Origin of the sequence: Pseudomaricurvus hydrocarbonicus, assembly GCF_011602365.1 — a bacterium.
Classification (GTDB): Bacteria; Pseudomonadota; Gammaproteobacteria; order Pseudomonadales; family Cellvibrionaceae; genus Pseudomaricurvus; species Pseudomaricurvus hydrocarbonicus.
Window position 1 is genome coordinate 117324 of sequence record NZ_JAAONZ010000018.1, and the last position, 23294, is coordinate 140617.

Here is a 23294-nt window from a genome sequence, read left to right on the forward strand (position 1 = left end):
CTTAAATGAGGCTTGGCATAGATTGTCCAGCTCTTTTTGGAATAAGGCGGTAAGTCATGACAGGTCACTCCCCAGCCACAAAACTTGTGAATGTCGATAGCCACAACAGCATTCTGATGCGAGAACAACTGATCCGGGAAATTACCGGTCTGGAACGGCAACTCGAACAACTCAAGATCAATGACGAGGATCGCGACTTTTCCCAGCAGCAAACCTATCGCGAAATGATCCATTCACGCAAAGGCATGCTGACGTCGCTGCCATTTGCTCCCAATCGGTAGTTTTTGAACTGCCGGTTTCACAACTGCGGTTTCTGAACAGCCATGACGGCAGCAGTGGCGCCGGAACCGGCAACTCAGGTTCTGTGGTCCCTGCTGCCGCCTTTCTCTTGCACAACACCCCCTTGCACAACACCCATAGTCACGCAGAGCAACCCCGCCAGTCACAGTCACGCAGAACAACCCCGCCCCTGCGTCACGCACACTTGCGGGACGTTCATCCATTTTAGCGGGGGTATGTTCGCTTTTATCCGCCAATCGCCTTGTCTCCGGCTTGAGGGTTACCAGACTGGACTACACTCTTAGGCGGGCTTTTCCAGTGGGCAGGCGGATTTTCAAGCGCCGACCCAGACACCTCCGATCACGACCCACACGATTGCAAGGGGATGACACCATGTTCCGACTACCTTCTGTGTTTGTGCTGTTACTGCTGACCTTCACACTCAGTGGCTGCGGCTATAACGCCCTGACCGCCGGGGATGAACAGGTAAAAGCCGCCTGGTCCGAAGTCCTCAACCAGTACAAGCGCCGTGCCGATCTGATCCCCAACCTGGTGAAAACCGTCGAGGGGTTTGCCAGGCAAGAGCGTGACGTGCTGGTCGGTGTGACGGAGGCCCGCTCAAAAGTCAGCTCCATCAATGCCACCCCCGAGCTCATCAACGACCCCGAGGCCTTTAAACAGTTTCAAGCGGCGCAGAGTCAGCTCTCGGGTGCCCTGTCGCGCTTACTGGTCACCGTCGAACGCTACCCGGAGCTCAAGTCAGACGCCAATTTCCGCGAGCTGCAAGCGCAGCTGGAAGGCACCGAAAATCGCATCACCGTGGCCCGCAACCGCTACATTGATGCGGTGCGGGAATACAACACCAAGGCGCGCTCGTTCCCCACCAACCTCACCGCGATGATGTTTGGTTTCGATGTGAAACCCAACTTTACGGTGGAAAATGAAGCCGAGATCTCTACCCCTCCCGAGGTCAACTTCGGCAGCGATTCCTGAACATCCCGTGACTGAGCCCGCCATGGCCGAGCCCTCAAGCGCAAGTCCCACAAGCGCAGAGCCCTTAGGCCCAGAAGCCGCCAGTAAAACACCCGGCAACGCAGCCTTAACCCAAGAGCGCTGCAAGGGGCTGTTTTACTGCCGACCTTCTCGCCGCTGCGCCGTGTTGTTGCTGGGGCTGTTGGGGCTGCTGTTGACCGCCGGACTGGCCTTCGCCGCGCTGCAAGCGGTGCCCAAACTGCAAGCCCAGGTCACCGACCTGGCCGGACTGCTGACCCCTGAAGAAAAAGCCTCGTTGACCGCAAAGCTGGCGCAGCTGGAACAAGACACCGGCAGTCAGGTGGCGGTATTGCTGGTCGACTCCACGGAACCGGAAGACATTGCCGCCTATGCCATCCGCGTGGTGGATAACTGGAAACTGGGGCGGGAAGACGTTGACGACGGAGTGCTGTTTATCGTTGCCCTCAAAGACAAGCGTATGCGTTTCGAAATCGGCTACGGGCTCGAAGGGGCTATACCCGATGCCCGTGCCAAGCGCATTATCGATACCATCGTGGCACCGCACTTCCGCCAGGGCGACTTCGCCGCAGGCATTGACGCCGGTATCAGCGCCATCGATGCGCTGGTGCGGGGCGAAAATCTGCCCGAACCCCAACGCCGCTCAGGCGATGACGAGCTCAACATTGCCGGCATGCTGCCTGTCATTCTCATCGTTTCGCTGGTGCTGGGCGGTCTTCTTAGAAGCATCATGGGTACCCTGCCCGGCGCCCTGACCACCGGAGCCATCACCGGCGTGATTGCCTGGCTCCTGGTGGGCATACTGGGCTCGGCCATCGTGGTCGGGCTGATCGCCTTTGCCATCAGCTTGCTCAACAGTGGTCGCTCAGGGATCTGGACCAGTGGTGGCGGTTTTGGCGGCGGTGGTGGCTTTGGTGGCGGCGGTTTTGGCGGCGGTGGCTTTGGCGGCGGCGGCGGTGGCTTTGGGGGCGGCGGCGCCTCGGGGGGATGGTAGGCATGGCGAATCGCTACCTTTGCAATCTGTTTACCACCCGCTGGTCCCTGACCCGGCATTTCGGCACCAAGGTGCTGCGCGCCATCGAACTGGCGGTGCGTGATTCCGAACAACAGCACAGCGGTGAACTGCGTTTCGCCATCGAAGCCTCCCTCGACTTCCCCGCTCTGCTGCGCGGTACCACCGCCAGAGACCGCGCCATAGAAGCGTTTTCCCAATTGCGAACCTGGGATACTGAGGCCAATAATGGCGTACTGATCTATTTACTGCTGTCGGAACATGACATCGAAATCGTCGCCGACCGCGGCTATACCGGCAAGGTCACTCACGCCGAGTGGCAGGACGTCTGTCGGCATATGAAAGACCAGTATTCCGCCGGACATTTTGAGGCCGGCTCACTGGAGGGCATCGAACTGGTGACCCAACTGATCCGTCGCCATTTCCCTCGCTCGTCAGATGATGTCAACGAGCTGCCCGACAAGCCGGTCATTCTCTAGTTTATCCCGCGGTTTTAGGGGCTTGTTCAGGCTCCGCCGCTTTCCACACCCGCCCGCGCCTTAGTGACGACTTGCAATCTTGACCCCACAGCCCTATATTTCCACCTCAATTACCTGCCTAGGCAGTTATTGTGCTGGCAGTATTAGCTCGACACACATGGTGTCGCTGTGGTCTGCCGACCGATTTCAACCAATCGATCTTAACAATTCGATCTTAACAACCCGACCCCAACAGACAGGCCAAGGTGATGGTACCCCCCAAGAGCGCAGACAACGAAACCGCGGCCAGCGCGGCCCTGATCGAGGACATCCTCAACCTCAAAGTCGAAAACCCCAACGGCCCCTACCAGTTGGAGGGTTACCGGCTGAGCCAAAGTGTCGGCTACCTGTTGAAGCGCAGTTTCAACATGCTGTCGGGGGCCATTGACAAGCAGTTACTGCCCTATGACCTGACTCACCCGCAGTTCGCCATCCTGATGTTGCTGAGTGAACAGAGTTGCTCCACGGCGGCGAACCTCGCCCGTGAATCCAGCGGTGATACCGGCGCCATCACCCGCATGATTGATCGACTGGAGGCCAAGGCTCTCATCCGCCGGGAGCGCAGCACCGAGGATCGGCGCGTCATCAACATTGTGCTCACGGACTTCGGCAAGCTGGTGGTGGAGAAGATGCCCGTCATCGCCATCAATGTGCTCAATGACCATTTGCAGCACTTTGACGCCGACGAAATCACCACGCTGAAACGGCTGTTGAACAAACTGCTGGATCAGCCTCAGGCCTCAGCAGGCTGTAATACGGCAGACCATGATTCGGCAGACATCGACTCGGCTGGCCACAAGGAATCAACATGACCCGGTTACCAGTCCCTCCCGGGCTCCGTGGCTCTTCAGCCAACCCGATCCTGGCCTTTCCAGCAAGGTGGGGGCTCATCGCCGCCCTGTTACTGGTTGGCGTCGGCCTGAGCGGTTGCGCCAACTACCGCGGTCTTGGCAGCGACCACAGCCCGCTGGCGGTGGACGCCCTCAGCAGTGGCCACAGTCTGTCCTCAGAAGCCGGCCAATGGCCGTCCCGGGCCTGGTGGAAACACTTTAACGATCCTCAGCTCGACGGCCTGATGGACGAGGCCCTGAGCAACAGCCCAACCCTGGCCCAAGCCGCCGCCAACGTGGCCCGCGCCAGTGCCTCGCTGGAACATTCACAGGCCGCGACTCTGCCGTCACTGGGGCTGTCCATCGACGCCACACGTCAGCACTACACCGAAAATGGCATGTACCCGGCACCGCTCGGAGGGTCCACCGAAAACAGCGGCAATCTCACGCTGCAGGGGAGCTATGAACTGGACTTCTGGGGCCGCAACCGAGCCGCGGTGGAGGCCAGCCGGTCCCGCCAGGCCGCCGCCGCCGCGCAAACGGCCAGTGCTCGCCTGATGCTGGCCAGTGCGGTGGCCAAAACCTATTTCCAACTGGCGCAATTGCAGAGCTTTCTGCGCATTGGCGAGAGCGCCCTGGCCCAGCGCCAGCAGATCTACACCCTCACCCAACAGCGGGTGAGCGCCGGCCTGGACACCCAGGTCGAACTGAAGCAGGCGGAAACCCAGTTGCCCCTGACCCGCACCAACATCGCTCAGCTGCAAGAGAGCATCGTCAACACCCAGCACGCCCTGGCAGCGCTGTTGGGAGCCGGCCCGGATCGCGCCCTGAACCTGCAGGCCCCTCTGCCCGCAGCCCCGGTCAGCGCCGGCACGTCCAAGCCGTTCAAAGCGCCGGATAACCTCCCGGTTGACCTGCTCGGCCACCGACCGGATCTGGTGGCGGCGCGCTGGCAGGTGGAGGCCACCCAGCACGACACCGATGCCGCTAAAGCGGCCTTCTACCCCAACATCAACCTGGTGGCCTTTGCCGGTTATTCCAGTATCGGACTGGAGCGACTGGTGCGCTCTGGCAGTGAAAACTACGGTGGCGGCCCGGCCCTGTCACTGCCCATATTTGACGGCGGCCGCTTGCGCTCCGGCCTGAAAGCCCGCTACGCCGACTACGACGCGGCCGTGGCCAACTACAACCTGACCCTGATTGAGGCCCTGCGCGATGTGGCCGACCAGCTCAACAGCTACCGCGCCCTGCAACCCCAGATTGAGCAGCAACAGCTGGCTCTGGAGGCCGCCAGTACCGCCTACAACCTGGCCCTGCAGCGCTATCACGCCGGGCTCGGCAATTACCTCACCGTGCTCAATGCCCAGAGTATGGTGCTGCAACAGCAACTGTTTCGCTCGCAGCTGTTGATGCGGACCCTCACCGTGCAGGTGGAACTGTCCCGCGCGCTGGGGGGCGGCTACCCCGCCACCGGAGAGGTCGCAGCGTCACCCTCTGCACCGTCCGCCAGCGCCATTGCCGCGGTAAACCCACCCCAAACAACCACCGGCACACCGGCAACCACCGCCCTGGCCAGTCAGGTTCACCCTCAGGAATCCCACCATGAATGATTCAACGACCCCGGCCGCTGCTGCCACCAAGACGCCTGTCAGCAACCATGAGACACCTGTCAGCAACCACGAGACGCCGGTCAGCAATCATACGACCGCAGCCAACAGTGGCGACAAGCGCCGCCGCCAGCTGCTGATCGCCAGCGGTATTTTTGCGCTGATTGGGACTCTGTGGTTTGCCCACTGGACCCTCGTCAGCCGTTTTCAGGAAGAGACCGAAGACGCCTATGTGCAGGGCAACATCATTCAGGTCACCCCACAGACCGCCGGCACGGTGGTGGCCATCTACGCCGATGACACCGATCGAGTCCGGGCTGGCCAGCCACTGGTGAAACTCGATGACACCGATGCCCAGGTTGCGCTGGCACAGGCTGAGGCCGAACTGGCCCAGAGCGTGCGCCGCGTGCGCTCGCTGTTCACCAGCAATGATGCCCTACTGGCGCAGATCGACCTGCAGGAAACCGCCCTGACCCGCGCCAGGGCCGACCTCAAACGGCGCAGCGGCCTGAGTGAAAGCGGCGCGGTGTCCTCTGAAGAACTGCACCACAGTGAAGTCGCGGTGAAATCCGCACAGGCGGATTTGCTTGCCGCCCGCGAAGCCCTGGCGGGCAATGTCGCCCTCACCGAAAACACCGCCATTGATACCCACCCGGAAGTGCTGGCCGCATCGGCACAATTGCGAGCGGCTTACCTGAACCTGCAGCGCACCACCATTCCCTCGCCCATCGATGGCTTTATTGCCAAGCGCGGCGTGCAGCTGGGTCAGCGCATCGCCCCGGGCAAGCCGCTGATGGCCGTGATTCCCCTGGAGCAGGTGTGGGTCGATGCCAACTTTAAAGAGAGCCAGCTGCACCATATCCGCATCGGACAGCCGGTCACGCTGAGCGCCGACATGTACGGCAAAGACATGGAGTATCACGGCAAGGTGGTCGGTCTGGATGCCGGCACCGGCAGCGCATTCAGCCTGCTGCCGCCGCAAAACGCCACCGGCAACTGGATCAAGGTGGTCCAGCGCCTGCCCGTGCGCATTGCCCTGGACCCCGAACAGCTGAAAACCCACCCGCTGCGCCTTGGTTTGTCCATGAAGGCCGAAGTCGACATCCGCGATGACAGCGGCTCTCAACTGACCCAGGCCTCCTCACACCCGCAGGCGACCTACGTCACCCGCGTGTATGACTTGGCCGGCCAACACGCCGACGCCCTGGTGGACCAGGTCATCAAAGCCAATGCCGGCCCGCTGCTCCGCGCCGGTTCGGCAATCACGCAGGCGCAAGCTGACTAAAACCGGCCCACCCCGGGCCACTCCCAAGGAACTCTGCCATGGCCAACCCGGCTGACAGCGCCACCAATTCTAGCGGCGGCACCCCTCCCAGTGACCACAGTCCAGGCGCCCGGGCTTCTGTTGCCCTGGCTCCAGGGCGCGGTGCGGAGATCACACTGCCGCCCCTGCAGGGTGCGGCGCTGGCGATCGGCAGTGTGGCAGTGTCACTCGCCACCTTTATGAACGTGCTGGATGCGTCCATTGCCAACGTCGCCATTCCCACCATTGCCGGCGATCTTGGCGTCTCGCCCACCCAGGGCACCTGGGTCATCACCTCCTTTGCCGTCTCCAATGCGATCTCCATCCCATTAACGGGCTGGCTGTCCCAGCGCTTTGGCCAGGTGCGCCTGTTCCTCGCCTCGACGCTGCTGTTCGTGCTGGCCTCCTTCCTCTGTGGAATGGCACAAAGCATTGAAATGCTGATCGCGTTCCGGGTGCTGCAAGGCGCGGTCGCCGGCCCCATGATTCCCATGTCGCAGTCGCTGCTGCTGGCCAGTTTCCCCAAGGCCAAAGCCGGTACGGCCATGGCGGTGTGGGGCGTCACCACGCTGGTGGCACCGGTGGCAGGCCCCATTTTAGGGGGCTGGATTTCGGACAACTATTCCTGGCCCTGGATTTTTTACATCAACGTGCCACTGGGTTTACTGGCCGCCTACGCCACCTGGAACATCTACGGCCAGCGTGAGACCGCGACCCAAAAGCTGCCCGTCGACACCGTCGGCCTGTCACTGCTGGTGCTGTGGATTGCCGCCCTGCAGCTGATGCTCGACAAGGGGCGCGAGCTGGACTGGTTTCACTCCGGGCAAATCATCACGCTGGCCGCAGTGGCGGTGATCGGTTTTGTCGGCTTTCTGATCTGGGAGCTGAATGAAAAACACCCCATTGTGGATTTAACCCTGTTTCGCAACCGCAATTTTCTCGGTGGCGTGACCGCCCTGTCCCTCGGCTACGGAGCCTTTTTCGGCAACGTGGTGGTACTGCCGCTGTGGCTGCAAACCCAAATTGGTTACACCGCCACCGTGGCAGGATTGGCGATGGCCCCGGTCGGGGTGTTTGCCATCGTGCTGTCGCCCGTCATCGGCCGCAACCTGCACCGGGTGGATGCGCGCTTACTCGCCACCGCCGGCTTCCTGATGTTCGCGGTGGTGTTGTACATGCGCTCACTGTTCAACGCCGGGGTCGATTTGAGTACGGTGATGTTACCCGCCTACCTGCAGGGGATCGCCATGGCGCTGTTCTTCACCCCCTTGTCGATGCTGATGCTGTCCGGTCTGAAACCGGAACAAATCCCCGCCGCCAGTGGCTTGAGCAATTTTGTGCGGGTGCTGTTCGGGGGCTTTGGCTCATCCATTGCCACCACCGCCTGGGATAACCGCAGCGCCATGCACCACTCCCACCTGATGGAGCAAGCCAACGCCTACAACCCGACCTTCACCGACGGGCTGGACAACATGCAACAACTGGGTCTGAGCAATGAACAGGCGCACGCCGTGTTTGAGCGCGCACTCTCGGTTCAGGCCAGCACCCTGGGCGTCAACGACATCTTTTTGTTTTCGTCGCTGATGTTTTTGGTGTTGGTGCTCGCCATCTGGTGGACCCGGCCGGTTCACGGCAAGCACGCACACGTCGATGGGGGCGGTGGACACTAGGCTGTGAGGGATGGACACCAGGATATGAGGGATGGGCACCAGGATATGAGGGATGGGCATTAAAACCAGCGTGTCGCTGTCGTGAGTTCACAGCGGCGGCACACCAGACCTCAATCCTGAATGCGGTTTTATGCGCCCTTTTGCACTGGCTCATGCCGTGGGGATTGAGTAGACTGGCGACCGGGAAAATGGCACATAATTCTTCATAAAAACTGCGAAAGGATGTTTTACTATGACCTTTACCAATTATCTTCGCATACTTGCCAAGAATGACGGGTCAGACCTCTATTTGAGTACCGGCGCCCCCCCTTGCGCCAAGTTTCAGGGCACGCTGAAGCCATTGTCAAAAGAGCCTCTGGCTTCGGGGCAGGTGGAAGCCATTGCCATGGAGATCATGGACGACGAGCAAAAAGAGGATTTCAAGGCCGACCTGGAAATGAACCTGGCCATGAGCATCCCCAATGTCGGCCGCTTTCGCATCAACATCTTCCGCCAGCGCAACGAAGTCTCCATTGTTGCGCGGAACATCGTCACCGATATCCCTAAATTTGATGACCTCAAACTGCCGCCGATCCTGAAAGACATCGTCATGAAGAAAAACGGTCTGGTGCTGTTTGTCGGCGGAACCGGTTCCGGCAAATCCACCTCACTGGCGGCGTTGATTGATCACCGCAACAGCAACAGCGGCGGCCACATCATCACCATTGAAGATCCGGTGGAGTATGTTCACAAACACAAGAAAAGTGTCATCAACCAGCGCGAAGTGGGGGTCGATACCCGCAGCTATCAGGCGGCACTGAAGAACACCCTGCGTCAGGCCCCGGACGTGATTTTGATTGGTGAGATCCGTGACCGCGAGACCATGGACCACGCCCTGGCGTTCGCCGAAACCGGCCACCTGGCCATCTCCACCCTGCACGCCAACAACGCCAACCAGGCCCTGGACCGCATCGTCAACTTCTTCCCGGAAGAGCGCCGCCCGCAATTGCTGATGAGCCTGTCGCAAAACATCCGTGCGTTTGTCTCCCAGCGGCTGGTGCCCACCGTTGACGGCAAGCGCTGCGCGGCGGTAGAAATTCTGCTCGGCAACCAGACCATCAATGAACTGATCCTCAAAGGGGAGTTCCACTCCATCAAGGAAATGATGGAGAAGTCAGAAAACCTGGGCATGCAGACCTTTGACGCCGCCCTGTTCAAACTCTACGCCGAGGGGCGCATCAGTTACGACGAGGCCATCCGCAACGCCGACTCCGCCAACAACCTGCGCCTGCGCATCAAGCTCTATGAAGAAGGCAAGAAGCCACCGGCCGCGGAAACCGAGGGTGAGGACGACAGCGAGTCGAAAACCAGCACCGGTCTCGAACTGAGTCTGGAGTCCATCGAGGACGAGGAAGAAGAAGCCAGTATGCAGTTCTGATCCCGGCGGCCTCGAGCAGAGCCCACCGGAGGTGGTTGAGCAGCGGTTATGGCGCCGCTGCCCGGCCCCCCGAGGGACTCGACAGCGACACGGGGGAACAGTTTTTGATGACAACCTTGCCCTGCAGCAGATTGCCTTTCGAATATTCATTGAAGTAACAGGTGTTGCTTTCCGGATCGTAGTTTTCAATCCACAAATGTTCATCTTTCCAGGTGGCCGTAATGTGTCGGTGCCCTTTTGGCACCGACACCGACATCACCCCGCCATAGCGTTTCACAAACACCTGTTCAAAGTGAAAATAGTAGGCCAGCATGCCGGCGATAAACACCAGCCCACAACTGATGATGGCCAGCTTCCATTTGTTTCTGGTGCCAAACAGGACCAGCAAGGCAATCCCAACAATGATGACCAAAAACCAGTATGCATACGTAATCATGGGTGACTCCTTTTAACATTCACGCTCACGGCTCGACCTTCAGACATGCCTCGGCCACAGGTTTCAGAGCCCCCCGTAGTACTGGAAGACCCTTGTAGCTCTGGAAGACCCTTGTGGTTCTGGAAGATCCCTGTAGTACTGGAAGACCCTTGTAGTACCAGAAAGCCCTCTAGTACCAGAACATCACTGTAGTACCAGCAAGCCCGGCAGCTCCGGAACATCACTGCAGTACCAGAACCCCACTGTAGCCCCTTATCGGCTACAGCGCCTGTGAAACTTGAGCGGCGCCAGGCCAAAGGTTCAACGGCGGGGCTCGCTAGTCTTTTTTCCAACACCGGTGCCGGCAATCTGTGCCAGAACCGGTACCACGCTCCTACTTCAGCGCCCCTACTTCAGCGCCCTTAGCCCAGCGCCCTTAGCCCAGCGCCCTTAGCCCAGCGCCCGGGCCAGTCTGACGCAGGCTTCGTCGAGTTCATCCTCGTCATACCAGGCGAAACACAGACGCATGCTGGCGGTGAAACGGTCATTGACGGAAAACCTTTGACCGGCCAAAAAACTCACTCCCTCGCGTCTCGCAGCGCTCAGGGACTCGCTCGCATCACCGCCATCCCTGAGCGTCGCCCACAAAAAATACCCGCCGTCGGGGCAATTTATATCCAACTGGGCGCCAAGCCGGGCTTGCAGGCTGTGATGCAACCGGTCCCGACGTGCACGCAAGGTGCGACGCAAGTCCGTCAAAAAACGCTGAAACTCACCCCGCGCCATCAATGATGCCACCAGCGCCGACGTCACCGGGGCAAGCCCGCCGCCACTTTTCAGCAGGGCGGATTGCAGCAACCGGGGCAGCACCTCAGAGGAGGCCTGTATCCAGCCCAGGCGCAGACCCGGGGCCAGAATTTTTGAAAAACTGCCAATCGACAGCACCGGCGCCTCGGGATCGAAGCACGCCAGCGGTGGCGGCGGCGCCGCGTCAAAATACAAACACTGATACACCTCATCGGCGACCAACAGGCATTGATAGCGTTTCGCCAGCGCCACCAACGCCTGGCGCCGACTTTCGGGCTGAGTGATGCCGGTCGGGTTGTGGTAGCTCGGAACGGTGTAAATAAACGCCGGCCGGTGCTGCTGCAGGGCAAGCTCCAGCGCCGCCACACAGAGTCCGTGTTCATCCATCGGCACAGCCACCACCTTGAGGCCATGCTCGGCAAACTGGTTGAGTGCGATAAAGTAAGTGGGGTCTTCCACCAACACCGTATCCCCAGGCCGCGCATAGCGACTGCAGATCAGGTCGAGCGCGTTGGAGGATCCGGTGGTAATCAGCAACTGCTCGGCTTCGATGCCCTGCTGCAGGGCTGCGTGTGTGGACAGGCTCTGGGTCAACCCCGTGTCCTGTGACAGAAACTCCGCCAGCAGCGTCCTGAAACGGCGATCACCGGCTTCTTCGCCGTAGGCCAGATCCTGACGCTGAACGCCGGAGGATTGAAACAGGGCAGCGGGCAGCAATTGCGGGTCGGGTTGCCCCACCCCCAGATCGATGATGCCCCGAGGCTTGGTAATTTGGTAAGTCATGTTCCAAGACTGCCGAAAACGTCCCCGTTTTACAACGACCGGGTTAACGGATTCAACCGGCATAAAAAAAGCCAGCCTCCACCGGAAGCTGGCTTTTTGCCCACATCGTTAGATGTGCGGCAGACATCAAGCAAGCCGATCACCTGAGACAAGTGACGACCCGCAGTAGATGATTAACCGATAAACTTGTTCAGGCGATCGGTAATGATCTGCCTGGCATCGGTGACGATTTCGCTCACCAATTCCTGGCAGGTTGGGATGCTCTTCACCAGACCACCACACATGCCAAAGGTCACCATACCCGCGTTCACATCACCGGTGGTCCAGGCTTTGTCCTGGTTCTTGCCCGAGACGTACTCGTGTACTTCACCAAATTCGCCGCCGGCCTTTTCCACTTCCAGCACTTTCTTGGCAACGTCGTTGTCATAGACCCTAGCGGTGTTGCGGTAGCTGCGGAAGATCAGCGAGGTGTCGGTTTCTTTCATGTCAACGATGGCTTGTTTGACGTTCTCATGCACTGGCGCTTCCTGAGTCGCCACGAAACGCGTACCCATGTTGATGCCCTCGGCCCCCAGGGCCATGGCCGCCACCAGACCGCGTCCATCGGCAATACCGCCAGAAGCGACAACCGGGATGGTCAGCTGGTCAGCCGCCGCCGGAATCAGCACCAGACCGGGTACATCTTCTTCACCGGGGTGACCGGCACACTCAAAGCCATCGATACTGACCGCCGCCACACCAATTTTTTGTGCTTTCAGCGCGTGGCGCACAGCCACACACTTGTGAATCACTTTGATCCCGTGAGCGTTGAATTTTTCCATGAACGGCTCGGGGCTGCGACCCGCCGTTTCGACAATTTTAACGCCACTGTTGCAGATCACGTCCACGTAGTCGTCGTAGTTGATTGAGGTGGAAACCACACCCACGGTCAGGTTCACACCAAAAGGCTTGTCGGTCAGGGACTGACACTTTTCGATTTCCTGCTTCAGCAATTCGGGCGTTGGCTGTGTCAGCGCGGTCATAATGCCCAGGGCGCCGGTATTGGACACGGCGGCTGCCAGTTCGGCCGTGCCAACGCGCATCATGCCACCACAAATGATCGGGTATTCGATACCCAGTAGTTCGGTCAAACGTGTTTTCATTACTCGTTCCTGTCTCTGGTCGGCCAGCGCCGATATTTACATCCGTCCAGCGAGTACCCGCAGGCCTCATCCGGTTGTTATTCGTGCCATGTCTGTCGAGGCTTAAATGGCAGCCGCTGATATAACGCCACCGGCATACAACCAACGGCCCTCGTCAGCTGGGGCCTGAACTCTAATCCATAACCGGGGGAATCTCGACGACTCCCCCGCGAAAGCGCTCTTGGTAACGGTTTTGGCCAATTAGGTGGCAAAAATGACACGGTGCTCAGGGCGTCGACAGGGCCTGGGCCAGGGCCGCCTGAAAACGCTCAAAATCCTCAATGTGGGGCAGGTGCCCCAGCCCGTCCAACTCATAGAGCTGGATCGCCGGGTTGCGCTGGCGCACCTTGTCACCCAGTTGATCGTAGCGCCCCAGCTCATAAGCCACCCCCGGCTTCTGCCACTGGCGACCGGGTCCGGTGCGATCCCGGGTACCGAGAATCAGCGCGGTGGGCACTTGCAGCCGGGCAAACTCCTCCACCACCGGCTGGGTGAAGATCATGTCGTAGGTCAGCGCACTGACCTTGGCCAGTTGCGGCCAGTCCGGCCCCTGCACCCAGCCCATCAGGGGCTCGGTCAATGCCGCGTAGCGCTCACTCCAGTTGCCGTCGTAGTAGTTCTTGCGCTGGTAGGCAACGATGCCCGCCGGTGAGTTTTGCAGCTCCATCTTGTTGAAAAATGCGACATCCTGGTACGCCACGTAATGCAGGTAATTTTCCAGGCCGATGGGATTCACCAGCACCAGCCGCTCGGTCGCCTCCGGATAACTCAGGGCGAAGCGTGTGGCCAGCATCCCCCCCATGGAATGCCCGACCATCACCGCCCGCTCGATCTGCAGCGCCGCCATCAGCTGGCGGGTATGGTGAGCCAGCGCCGCAAAAGAGTACTGATAGGCGGTGGGCTTGGAGGACTTCCCAAAACCGATCTGGTCGGGCATCAGCACACCATACCCCTGCGCGGCCAGCATACTGGCGGTTTGCTGCCAATAGGCGCCATTGAAGTTCTTGCCGTGCAGTAACACGACCACGGGTTTGCCCGCATCACCGGGCAACCACATGTAGCTCATCTCCAGCGATTGCTGCTGCGACGACAGCGCAAACGTCGCGGTGGGAAACGGGTAGGCATAACCGCTGAGCCGGGCGTCAAAGCCTGAGCCCGACTCTGCAGGCACGGCGGGGGAGTTTTGCGCCTGACTGTGCCCGACACACAGGCCAAACAGTACCATCAGCATAACAACACGGTGTTTCATACGACCTCTTTCCTTGATCCTGGGTTATTCAGCCCCGTCTGACGAGACCAACGGCGGCTGAAAGTATAATGGCATTAGCCGACTTTATCCCCCGGCGGACATCCTCACCCGGTTGCGCTGACCTGCCCCGCCCAAAAACCCACACTCACGGAGTGCGCTTTTTCCGCATCAATTTGTTCATGCCGGCAATGAAGTCGGCCTTTCCTCCGTAGGAGGGGTGACGGATGGCCATTACCGCCTCTTGCGGAAACGCCGTTTCAGCGGAGCACACGCCCTTGGCACCAATACCGGCAATAAAGTCCGGCTGATAGAAGTCGTGCAGACGTTGCAAATGGCTGATGCCCGCTGCGATCTCGGCGGCCGTCGGTGCCCGATTGCTGCGTGGATTGCCCGGCAGATGCGGGTGAAAAGGAAAGGCGTTCCAAAATAACGGCGTGGTGCGTTTGCGGGACAGGTATTCCCACACCATGGTGGCGGTGTTTTCCGACTCCACCGTATCCAGGCTAATCTGCGCCGCCAACTGTTTTAACAGCGGATGGTTGAACTGTTGGAATATTTTGCCACTGGAAAACGGAATCCCGGTCAACTTGCAGCCCTTGTAGCCCGGGGCCTCGCCCACCAGCAAAATCCGCTTGCCGGTCATGTTGTTCATCGCCTGAAGATACCGTTGCAGATTGCCGGCCAGCCTCGGATCCCGATAGGGATTGGCCACGGTGGCGGTATTGTGTTGCCGGGTTAATGCCGCAATAAAATCTTCAATCGGCCCGCGCACGTCTCTGACCCCTCCTGTTTTCCGTCCCCTGTCACCTCTAAACTGTCACCTCTAAACTGTCACCTCTAAACTGTCCCGGTCCCTCAAGGGGATTACCGTTTTTCAGCATTGTCCGGCATTTGCCGAAACTGCGTCGGCGATTCCCCAAACCAGCGTTTGAAGGCGCGGGTAAAATTGGCCTGCTCGGAATAGCCCAGCAAATAGGCAATTTCACTGATGGCTAACGCGCCATTGCGCAGATAGGTTTCCGCCAACCGTCTGCGCTTTGTTTCCAGCAGCTGGGCAAAAGACGTCCCCTCGTCGGCCAAATGTCGCTGCATGCTGCGGCGGCTGAGGTTTAACGCCCTGGCAATATTGTCTTCTTTCAACTGACCCGACGGCATTTGCTTGGTGATTTCCAATTCGACCTGGGTGGTCAGGTCACTTTGCGCCAGATCAGAAAGGTGTTGAACCACAATTTGTTCGTTGGCCAGACTGAGTTCGGTATTACCCGTGAGCAACACTTTTTCGATGTCCGGCCGGTGAAACAGAACCTCCACCGCATCACCGCCAAAGGTTATCGGACAGCGCACCTGCTGCTCCAGCAACAGACTTGCCGCGTTAGGCGGGTGTGGGCATTGCACCTCAATGGGACTGTAGTTTTCTCCAAGCAACATACGGATCATCTTCAGCAGGGCCACAATGCTGGCGTCCACCGACGGCGGGGATCGTTCGCCCAACGTGTCAACGGCACGAATGCTAAAGCGATATTGCAGGCCTTCCGAGCTCAGCTCATAGCAGACACCGTCATTCACAAACTTGCCATAGCGCGTCATCCGGTACAGCGCCTCTCCCAAAGAGGCACTGGCCAGCCAGGCAAGCCCCAGGGCATGGAACGTCATTGGACTCCAGCGCTTGCCGGCACAGACACCGAAATCGTCGCCGGTGTTCGCGTGGGCCCACTGCCACAACGTTTGCATCTGCTGGATGCTATAGCGGGCGACGGTATTTCTCAGCGATGAGGGGTCTAACCCCGCCTCTCGAAATATTCTGTCAGCATCCAGTCCCCTGGCGCTCAACTCATCCCACACCAACAGTGCCCAGGAACTTAACGTTGACTCTGCCATGGATTCCTCTCCCGGTGCACGCTTGCCAGATTGGCATCGGCCTTAACAGGCCCTCTCTCTAGGATAAAACCTTGGCGTGAAAAGACAAATGAGCGATTAACATTCGGTCTGGATCGATCAGCGCTGACAGGCACCGCTTCCTATGATGAACCTCGGCAAATTGCGGAGGATATTCAAATGCAAGCAGTGACACATTCCGATTACCTGCAACATACTCTGAACAATTCCATCCATTTTATTGGGCGTGGCCTACACACGGGTAAAGCCGTCAGCATGACCCTCAAACCGGCCGCGGCCAATACCGGCTATGAGTTTTGCCGCCTGGACCTGCAGCCTCCTTACAACCTCGTTCCCGCTCGCTGGCTGAACGTCAGCGATACGCGTCTGTCGACCACGATCTCGAACAATCAGGGAACCAGCGTTACCACGGTGGAGCACCTGTTGGCGGCATTGTCTGCCTGCGGTGTTGATAACTGCCAAATTGATGTTGACGGGCCCGAAGTCCCGATTATGGACGGCAGCGCCAAACCCTTTGTGGATCAGATTCTGGCAGTGGGACTGACCCCCCAGGCCGCTGAACGCATGGCCATCGTCATTCAACAACCCGTGTTTGTTCAAGACGGCAACGCCCAGGCGGGGTTCATTCCCTTCCCGGAACCCTGGATGGACATGACGATTGACTTCAATTCTCCGCTCATCGGCAAACAAAAAATGGTCATGCCGATGAACCCGCGCAATTTTGCCCACAACATCAGTGCTGCCCGCACCTTCGGTTTTTCGGAGCACGTTGGCACGCTAAAAACCCTGGGACTGGCTGAGGGTGGGGCTCTTAGCAACGCCATCCTGATTGATAACGATGAGATCGCCAACCCCGAAGGCCTGCGCTTTGAGGACGAGTTTGTCCGTCACAAAATACTCGATGCCGTGGGTGATCTGGCCTTACTCGGTGTTCAGATTGTCGGCTGCTTTGTCGGAGAGCGCAGCGGCCATCGCCTCAACAATCAATTGTTGCGCAGCCTGATGTACCGGGACCGCAACTGGACAATGACCACTCTCGAAGATGCAATTGTCAACTGGGAACAGCTGACCGAGGAATCGATTAACCATGAGGCAGCCACTTAATCGCACAGGCGCCGGCAACCTGACAGACCCGGGATATGGAGGTCCAGAGCGCAGCGCCCCGCATGACGACAAAGCCCCTGTTGGAAGATAATTTCTGTTCCTGAGGACGTCACCTGTTAGTCATTTTTCATTTAACAATGCCCTTGAAATTCCACTCACGGCCCCTAAATAATCAGTGTCGGGAGTGCGTCCTCAGCGAGTGTTTCCGGCAACCTTTGATTTTATTGTTATTGCTTCTGATGGAGGATAAATGATGAACTCAATTGACCTGACTCCACTCTATCGCAGCAGCATTGGCTTTGATCGTATGGCATCACTGTTGGATTCAGCACTGAACACTGAATCAGTGACACCGGGTTATCCCCCCTACAACATTGAAATACACGATCAGAATCAATACGCCATCACCCTGGCGGTGGCGGGGTTTGAAAAAGGCGAACTCGATATTAAAGTGGAAAAAGACGTTCTTACCGTCAGCGGTAAAAAAGACCGAGAAGATGCGCGCAAATACCTGCATCAGGGCATTGCCCACCGCACCTTCGAGCGCAAATTTAACCTGGCGGATTACGTCAAAGTCACCGAAGCCAGCCTCAACAACGGCCTGCTGACCATCAGCCTGATTCGGGAAATTCCCGAGGCGATGAAGCCCAAAGCCATCGCCATTACCGATGGTAATTCCGATCAGACTGATCTCAATCAGGAGAGCCGGGTGTTGGAACATGATGCCGACCGGGCCTCTCCCGTCAGGGATGAACAAAGGCATTAAGGACTGAGCTTGCACAATCGCCGGTGCGCCCCGTCTGACGTCGTTCAGCGGCGGGGGCGCCCGGCATTCTGAGTATCATTTAAACGGTGAGGCACCCCATCTGAGTGTTCCTCGGCGATTGTGATCGGGTTTTCATGGCACAACTTATATTACATTATGATTTTAGAATGTCTGGATTTAACACCAATTCCTTTATCTGGTCGTCTCCCGGCAGCGCTATACTTAAAGTATGAGCAGCAGTACTTAAAGTATGAGCAGCAGTCACCCATCGCAGGAGGTGATCATGTTACACCCTGACTTTAACAACGGTAAAAAACTGGATCTGCAGTTGGCGATGGCCCTGTTCGTGATGATGATGGGTTTTCTGTTTTACATTGATGCCGAGCCCGGTACCCACACCCTAATCTCATTGCTGACCATACTCGCCGGCGTCGCCTGGTTTGTCGGCCACTCTGCGCTAAAACGCTGGCACCATAAACACTGATTTAAGCTGGTCCATCAACACGGACTTAACCAGTCGCAGCCCGGCATTGTGGCGCTTGTGGACGGCTCCAGAACCGCTGGCTCGCGACTGTCCCCAGGTCCAATTGGTCCCAGGTCCATTGTTCAACCGCTAGTGTCATTCTGTATCCGGGCAATCACAGCACCGCCTCACCTCATCGACGTCAACGATTTATTCTGTGTGATCCTGATGACCGCAACGGCCCGAATGGCCACCTTCATCATTCTGAAACCTGCGCTGTGTTCCACTCTGTGATTTGAACTTATCGGCGGTTTGAGCACGACTGACGTTTGAACGCGTCTGGCTTTTGAGTGTTTCCTTCTGTTGAACATGCCGATCACACAGGCTGGCCCTTCCTCATGCCCGAACTCTGCAGCAATGTTAAAATGTCCGACTGGCGGTTCTGGTGGAGGTTTAAACGACCCGCTATCCTCAACGAACCGGTAACCCTGACCGGACCAGGCGACGTACCGGTGGCCGAAACGGAACAACGCTACCTCTCCTTTTCGGTGGACATCTCCCTGCTGGCCGGTGGCTACTGGTGGGAGGGGGCCCTCAACTCTCAGCGCGGACTGGGCACCCTGCGGGTGACACCGCTGAAACTCCAATCCAAAAAACTGGATCGCCTGATCAAACTGCTGGGACCGGCCTACCTGCGGGTTGGCGGCTCGGAAGCGGACAAGATTCACTACTTCAGCCAACCGGAAAACGAGCCGAATGCCCTGACTCTCACCCGTCAACAGTGGGATGCATTGCATGGCTTGCTGCAGCGCAACAACCTCAAACTGATCTTTACCTGCAAATACGGCTTGTTCAAACGCAAGCAGCACGGGCGCTGGCAGGGCTCCGAATTACTGGAATTGTTAAACTACAGCCAACAACAACAATACCGGATTGAGGTGTTTGAACTGGGCAACGAACTCAATGCCTATTGGGCCTTTCACGGCTTACTCTCCCAACCCCGCGCCAAACACCTGGCCCGGGATTACGACAGCTTTTGTGAACTGATCATCAACCACTTTCCCCAGGCCAGGATCTCCGGCCCCGGCAGCGCTTTCTGGCCCAAACTGGGTGAAACCCTTCGTCCGGTCAGCAACATTACACCGAAATTTTTATCGGCCCTGCGCTACCCCCTGGACATCGTCGACTGGCATTACTACCCGTTTCAAAGCGACCGCAGCCCGATACACACCCGCAAGGCCCGTCTGCATCAATTACTCGACCCCAAATCGTTTGAAGACTACCGGCTTTACGCAGAACAACTCAAGGGGTTGCGCGATCGCTATCAACCCCAGGCTGAGCTGTGGACCGGCGAAACAGGCTCCGCTCAATGTGGCGGCCAACCAGAGCTCTCGGATCGCTGGGCCTCCAGTTTCTGGTGGGCGGATCAATTGGGATTGGGAGCCCAACTGGGCCAAAAAGTGATGGTGCGGCAATCCCTGATTGGCGGAGATTACGGCATGATCGCCCGCCTCACCCTGAAACCCCGCCCCGATTATTGGGTCAGCTGGTTGTGGGGACAAATGATGGGTACGCAAGTTTACGCCATAAACAGCAGCGACAAGGCGGTGCGCTGTTATCTGCACTCAGCCAAACAAGGCCGAGGAAAAACCCTGTTGGTGATCAACCTGAAAGACCGTGTGGTGAACCTGCAGCTGCCGCCCTCATGGCTGGCCACCATCACCAGCGGCTATGAAATGACCGCCAAAGCCTTAACCAGCCGGCGAGTAAGGATCAATGGCAAGAAAGTCCGATTTAACCGGGGTAAAGTGCGACTGGATGAGTTTCCCGCAAAAACATTCGAAGGCAATCTGGCGCCTTACAGCATCAGCTTTTGGCGCTGTTCGAAGTCAGAGACTCCAGACTGACGGTGATTTTTAGACTTTCTGTTTGAAATCTGTGAAAACATTACTGCAGACAAAACGAACAACCAACGAGCAGGCAAGTCATTGACTCAGCAGATAACCGGAAGACCGGTTATCTGCCGTCATCAGGATTGCATGTTCATTGTGCGCGGCGATTAAAACCACGATTTGATTTTAGCGATTTGCTCAGCATCAAGCACCGACTTCACCTGATCGCGCAACTGTGCATCAATGCCATCAAGCGTATTGCCCAGATCACTCAACGCACCGCGGATCAGGGAAGATTGCTCATCGGTCACCTCCAGATCACTGGCCAATTCGGCAATGGACTGGGTACGCACCGTATCGTCCCCTTGCAGGCGACGTTGAATTTCCTCATCCGCCATGTCCTGAAGTTTCTGACGCTGATCGTCGGTCAAGGTTTCTCGAACGGTCGCTCTGGTCGCAAAAATAGCCCTCTCATAGGCCGCGTCGGCGGCCCCGAAGGCCTCAGCGATACTGCTTTTTTGCATATCGGTTAAGTCCAGGCTGTCAATTTTTTGCTGTAAGGTGTCGGCCCAGGTGGCGTCATCAGCGACACTCCATTGGCCAACCAGCAATAACCAGCAAGACAAAAACAGTGTCAACAGGCGGATCATTTTCATGACAAGATACCTCGAGTTTGTGTGAATAATGTTTTTATCGACCTTGAGACGGCCCCCATCAGCCGGGTTATGACGCCACATGTCACACACAGACAGTGACCGACAGGAAGACCTACATAAAAATATACAACCACTATTGAAAGCGTGCGCTCAAGCAGGTTAAGAGTGTAGACAGCCCCCCCTGAATCCGCCAATGCAGCAAGTGCGTCCATTCGCCCCACCGCGACCACCCTACAAATATCAACCGGGCATCAAGGGAGCCTGGGGATTATTGCGTTGTATACGACACGGGTATTGCTCAGTCCCCTCCGATGAACTCAAGGCGGTGTATTTTTCAACACACGACGGCAGGACTTTCTTAACCATAAAATGGCTTTTCTTTGATAAACTGGCGGCCTGGCGTTGAAAGACTCACCGCTGCGCATTGGCTTGAGTGCTTGATAAAACAGTATTTGATAAAACAGTAGTCGACAAAAAATTGTATAAAGACTTGATCAAACCGTATACACAGGACTTCAGCCTTTATGTCTCAACATACCGTTGATATTCGCGACGAACCCACGGCCTGCCAGTGGTCTTCACAGGGGCTCAGACTCAATTATCTGGATTGGGGCAATGCACAAGCGCCGTTGTTGTTGCTTCTGCACGGTAACGGTGACCACGCTCGCAGCTGGGACGCTACCGCACAGCGTTTGCGTAACCACTGGCATGTCATCACACCGGATTGGCGCGGACACGGTGACAGTCAATGGTCCCCCGATGGCGCCTACTTCACGTCCTATTTTGTCATGGAGCTGGCCGACCTGATGGAACACCTCAACGCCCAAGCAGCCTCCATTGTGGCTCACTCTTTTGGTGGCGTGGTGGCCCTGCGCTATGCCGCCATGTTTCCCGAGCGCGTCCAGCAACTGGTGATCGTCGATGGCCACGGCCCGTCAGCCGATGCCCGCCAGCGCTGGGCCGAAGAAGGCGACGTGGCCCGCACCCGCAACTGGATCGAGAAGCGGCGGCTGATCGCCGCACGACCGACCCGCGTTCTGCCCAGTCTTGAACATGCCGCCAAACGCTTCATGCAGGACAACAAGCGTCTGTCCCACGCCAACGCCGAGCGCCTGGCCCAACATGCAGTGAAAGCTGTAAACGGCGGTTTTGCCTGGAAACGCGACCCTCTGACCCGGGTCTTTGCCCCCGAAGATTTTACTCAGGAAACCGGCGAAGTCTGGAGACACGTCACCGCCCCCACGCTGTTTTTGTACGCCGAAGACAGCTGGAAATTCACGCCGGCGGTGCGTCAGCTGGAAGCGCATTTTGCCAAAGCACAAGGTTTTGTCTTTGAGAGTGCAGGCCATTGGCTGCACCATGATCAGTTTGACCAATTCATTGGGGTGGTGACAGATTTTCTCTCACCGCCCACAGACTCCTGATGGCTCAAATACACCTGATTCTGGAAATAAACCTGACATCAAAACTAACAAGCCGGGCCGCCTCACACGCCCGACGCAATTTTCAAAAGGCCATGGGCATCAGCTGGGAAGACTACCGTCTGCGCATGTACGCCGCCGCCGAACAGCTGGATAAAACCCGCAAAGCCATCGGTGGAATTGCCGCGTACGTGGGCTACGCCAGCCAACCGGGATTTTCACGCGCGTTTGATGCGACTGTGGGCATGGGGCCATCGGCCTATCGACGAGGAAAGCAGGAAAGATGAGCACACACAAGCCGACCCCGGGTCTGAAATATTTGACGGGGTACCCGGCCGAAACCCTGCAACAGGTGGCAGCGGTGACCCAGCAAGGCAGACTCGGTAATCTGCTGCGTCAAAAATACCCAAAAATTCACGACATACGCACCGACAAGCAACTCTACAATTACACCATTGACTTTAAAAATCAGTATTTGAGCAAGGCACAGCCGTTAAATCGGGTCGTCTACGATGCAAAGATTAAAGTGATTCAGCACGCCCTGGGTCAGCACCATTTCATCACCCGGGTTCACGGCAAAAAAACAAAAGCGGTGAATGAAATCAAGATCGCCAGTTTGTTTCGCACCGTGCCCGACGAATTTTTAAAGATGATTACCGTGCATGAACTGGCACATTTTCGGGAAAAAGAACACAACAAGAAGTTCTATCAGCTGTGCCGACACATGGAGCCGAACTACCACCAGTATGAATTTGATTTGCGTTTGTACTTAACCCACCTGGATTTATTCGGCGAGGTGTATGGCAACATGGGGATTGGCTGATCAATGATGCCCAATAAAGCACTGCCACTTATTCCCGGGCAGCAGAGTGCTCGGGTCTGTGCAACGTTAGCCCGGATGTTTCACCAATACCCAGCTTCGTCGCAATCAAGGCCGCGCCAGCGGCCAGTTTGAGCTTCAAGCCCTGATTCAGTTTACTATTTGAACGATTTCCTTTTTCAGGGCACAACTCC

General features: G+C 57.6%; 23 protein-coding genes. 16 read left to right on the forward strand and 7 right to left on the reverse strand.

What is annotated here, in order from left to right; genetic code table 11:
• The first annotated feature begins 56 nt into the window (after positions 1 to 56).
• The 9 genes from G8770_RS19080 (at position 57) to G8770_RS19120 (ending at position 9647) form a co-directional block, all read left to right on the forward strand.
• Positions 57 to 281 (forward strand): hypothetical protein, encoded by a 225-nt coding sequence (locus G8770_RS19080; protein ID WP_167190741.1) that lies wholly within the window; start codon positions 57 to 59, stop codon positions 279 to 281.
• Between the two features lie 391 nt (positions 282 to 672).
• On the forward strand, positions 673 to 1272 hold the full coding sequence (locus G8770_RS19085) for a LemA family protein (protein ID WP_167190744.1): 600 nt from the start codon (positions 673 to 675) through the stop codon (positions 1270 to 1272).
• Positions 1273 to 1294: 22 nt separating this feature from the next.
• Positions 1295 to 2284, forward strand: coding sequence for a TPM domain-containing protein (locus G8770_RS19090; protein WP_167190747.1), 990 nt, complete (start codon positions 1295 to 1297; stop codon positions 2282 to 2284).
• Positions 2285 to 2286: 2 nt separating this feature from the next.
• Positions 2287 to 2781, forward strand: coding sequence for a TPM domain-containing protein (locus G8770_RS19095; RefSeq protein ID WP_167190750.1), 495 nt, complete (start codon positions 2287 to 2289; stop codon positions 2779 to 2781).
• Positions 2782 to 3029: 248 nt separating this feature from the next.
• Positions 3030 to 3632 (forward strand): MarR family winged helix-turn-helix transcriptional regulator, encoded by a 603-nt coding sequence (locus tag G8770_RS19100; protein WP_167190753.1) that lies wholly within the window; start codon positions 3030 to 3032, stop codon positions 3630 to 3632.
• Positions 3629 to 5260 (forward strand): efflux transporter outer membrane subunit, encoded by a 1632-nt coding sequence (locus G8770_RS19105; protein ID WP_167190756.1) that lies wholly within the window; start codon positions 3629 to 3631, stop codon positions 5258 to 5260. The genes G8770_RS19100 and G8770_RS19105 overlap by 4 nt, the downstream gene beginning before the upstream one ends.
• Complete coding sequence (locus G8770_RS19110) at positions 5253 to 6542, forward strand: HlyD/EmrA/EmrK family protein (protein ID WP_167190759.1); 1290 nt, start codon at positions 5253 to 5255, stop codon at positions 6540 to 6542. Before G8770_RS19105 ends, G8770_RS19110 begins: the two co-directional genes overlap by 8 nt.
• A 38-nt stretch (positions 6543 to 6580) precedes the next feature.
• Entirely contained in the window at positions 6581 to 8230 is a 1650-nt protein-coding gene (locus G8770_RS19115; RefSeq protein ID WP_167190762.1) for a DHA2 family efflux MFS transporter permease subunit, read from the forward strand.
• 232 nt (positions 8231 to 8462) lie between these two features.
• Entirely contained in the window at positions 8463 to 9647 is a 1185-nt protein-coding gene (locus G8770_RS19120) for a PilT/PilU family type 4a pilus ATPase (RefSeq protein ID WP_167190765.1), read from the forward strand.
• Positions 9648 to 9693: 46 nt separating this feature from the next.
• Here G8770_RS19120 and G8770_RS19125 read toward each other — a convergent pair whose 3' ends face one another.
• The 6 genes from G8770_RS19125 to G8770_RS19150 all read right to left on the reverse strand — a co-directional run bounded on the left by G8770_RS19125 (position 9694) and on the right by G8770_RS19150 (position 15960).
• Positions 9694 to 10083: a hypothetical protein gene (locus tag G8770_RS19125; protein ID WP_167190768.1), complete on the reverse strand. Its 390-nt coding sequence runs from the start codon at positions 10081 to 10083 to the stop codon at positions 9694 to 9696.
• Between the two features lie 429 nt (positions 10084 to 10512).
• Positions 10513 to 11652: an aminotransferase-like domain-containing protein gene (locus tag G8770_RS19130; RefSeq protein ID WP_167190771.1), complete on the reverse strand. Its 1140-nt coding sequence runs from the start codon at positions 11650 to 11652 to the stop codon at positions 10513 to 10515.
• 173 nt (positions 11653 to 11825) lie between these two features.
• Positions 11826 to 12794 carry an NAD(P)H-dependent flavin oxidoreductase gene (locus tag G8770_RS19135; RefSeq protein WP_167190774.1) on the reverse strand — a complete coding sequence of 323 codons (969 nt, stop codon included), beginning with the start codon at positions 12792 to 12794 and terminating at the stop codon, positions 11826 to 11828.
• A 265-nt stretch (positions 12795 to 13059) separates the two neighbouring features.
• Entirely contained in the window at positions 13060 to 14082 is a 1023-nt protein-coding gene (locus G8770_RS19140) for an alpha/beta fold hydrolase (RefSeq protein WP_167190777.1), read from the reverse strand.
• Between the two features lie 145 nt (positions 14083 to 14227).
• Entirely contained in the window at positions 14228 to 14854 is a 627-nt protein-coding gene (locus G8770_RS19145; RefSeq protein WP_167190780.1) for a uracil-DNA glycosylase family protein, read from the reverse strand.
• Positions 14855 to 14946: 92 nt separating this feature from the next.
• On the reverse strand, positions 14947 to 15960 hold the full coding sequence (locus tag G8770_RS19150; protein WP_167190783.1) for an AraC family transcriptional regulator: 1014 nt from the start codon (positions 15958 to 15960) through the stop codon (positions 14947 to 14949).
• 177 nt (positions 15961 to 16137) lie between these two features.
• Here G8770_RS19150 and lpxC point away from each other — a divergent pair, with 177 nt between their 5' ends.
• The 4 genes from lpxC to G8770_RS19170 all read left to right on the forward strand — a co-directional run bounded on the left by lpxC (position 16138) and on the right by G8770_RS19170 (position 20218).
• Positions 16138 to 17082: a UDP-3-O-acyl-N-acetylglucosamine deacetylase gene (gene lpxC / locus G8770_RS19155; RefSeq protein ID WP_167190786.1), complete on the forward strand. Its 945-nt coding sequence runs from the start codon at positions 16138 to 16140 to the stop codon at positions 17080 to 17082.
• Between the two features lie 253 nt (positions 17083 to 17335).
• On the forward strand, positions 17336 to 17848 hold the full coding sequence (locus G8770_RS19160; RefSeq protein ID WP_167190846.1) for an Hsp20 family protein: 513 nt from the start codon (positions 17336 to 17338) through the stop codon (positions 17846 to 17848).
• Between the two features lie 283 nt (positions 17849 to 18131).
• Complete coding sequence (locus tag G8770_RS19165; RefSeq protein WP_167190789.1) at positions 18132 to 18332, forward strand: hypothetical protein; 201 nt, start codon at positions 18132 to 18134, stop codon at positions 18330 to 18332.
• 377 nt (positions 18333 to 18709) lie between these two features.
• The gene (locus G8770_RS19170; protein ID WP_167190792.1) at positions 18710 to 20218 is read left to right on the forward strand and encodes a glycosyl hydrolase family 79 N-terminal domain-containing protein; all 1509 of its coding nucleotides are present in this window, start codon (positions 18710 to 18712) and stop codon (positions 20216 to 20218) included.
• 152 nt (positions 20219 to 20370) lie between these two features.
• On the opposite strand, the gene G8770_RS19175 is transcribed toward G8770_RS19170, so the two are convergent.
• Positions 20371 to 20859 (reverse strand): hypothetical protein, encoded by a 489-nt coding sequence (locus G8770_RS19175; protein ID WP_167190795.1) that lies wholly within the window; start codon positions 20857 to 20859, stop codon positions 20371 to 20373.
• Positions 20860 to 21383: 524 nt separating this feature from the next.
• On the opposite strand from G8770_RS19175, the gene G8770_RS19180 reads away from it, so the two are divergent.
• From G8770_RS19180 to G8770_RS19190, 3 genes are read left to right on the forward strand one after another with little or no spacing between them, the layout of a single operon-like run.
• Positions 21384 to 22283 (forward strand): alpha/beta fold hydrolase, encoded by a 900-nt coding sequence (locus tag G8770_RS19180; protein WP_167190798.1) that lies wholly within the window; start codon positions 21384 to 21386, stop codon positions 22281 to 22283.
• Entirely contained in the window at positions 22283 to 22567 is a 285-nt protein-coding gene (locus G8770_RS19185; RefSeq protein ID WP_167190801.1) for a helix-turn-helix domain-containing protein, read from the forward strand. The genes G8770_RS19180 and G8770_RS19185 overlap by 1 nt, the downstream gene beginning before the upstream one ends.
• Complete coding sequence (locus tag G8770_RS19190) at positions 22564 to 23103, forward strand: YgjP-like metallopeptidase domain-containing protein (RefSeq protein ID WP_167190804.1); 540 nt, start codon at positions 22564 to 22566, stop codon at positions 23101 to 23103. Before G8770_RS19185 ends, G8770_RS19190 begins: the two co-directional genes overlap by 4 nt.
• Positions 23104 to 23294: the final 191 nt, after the last annotated feature.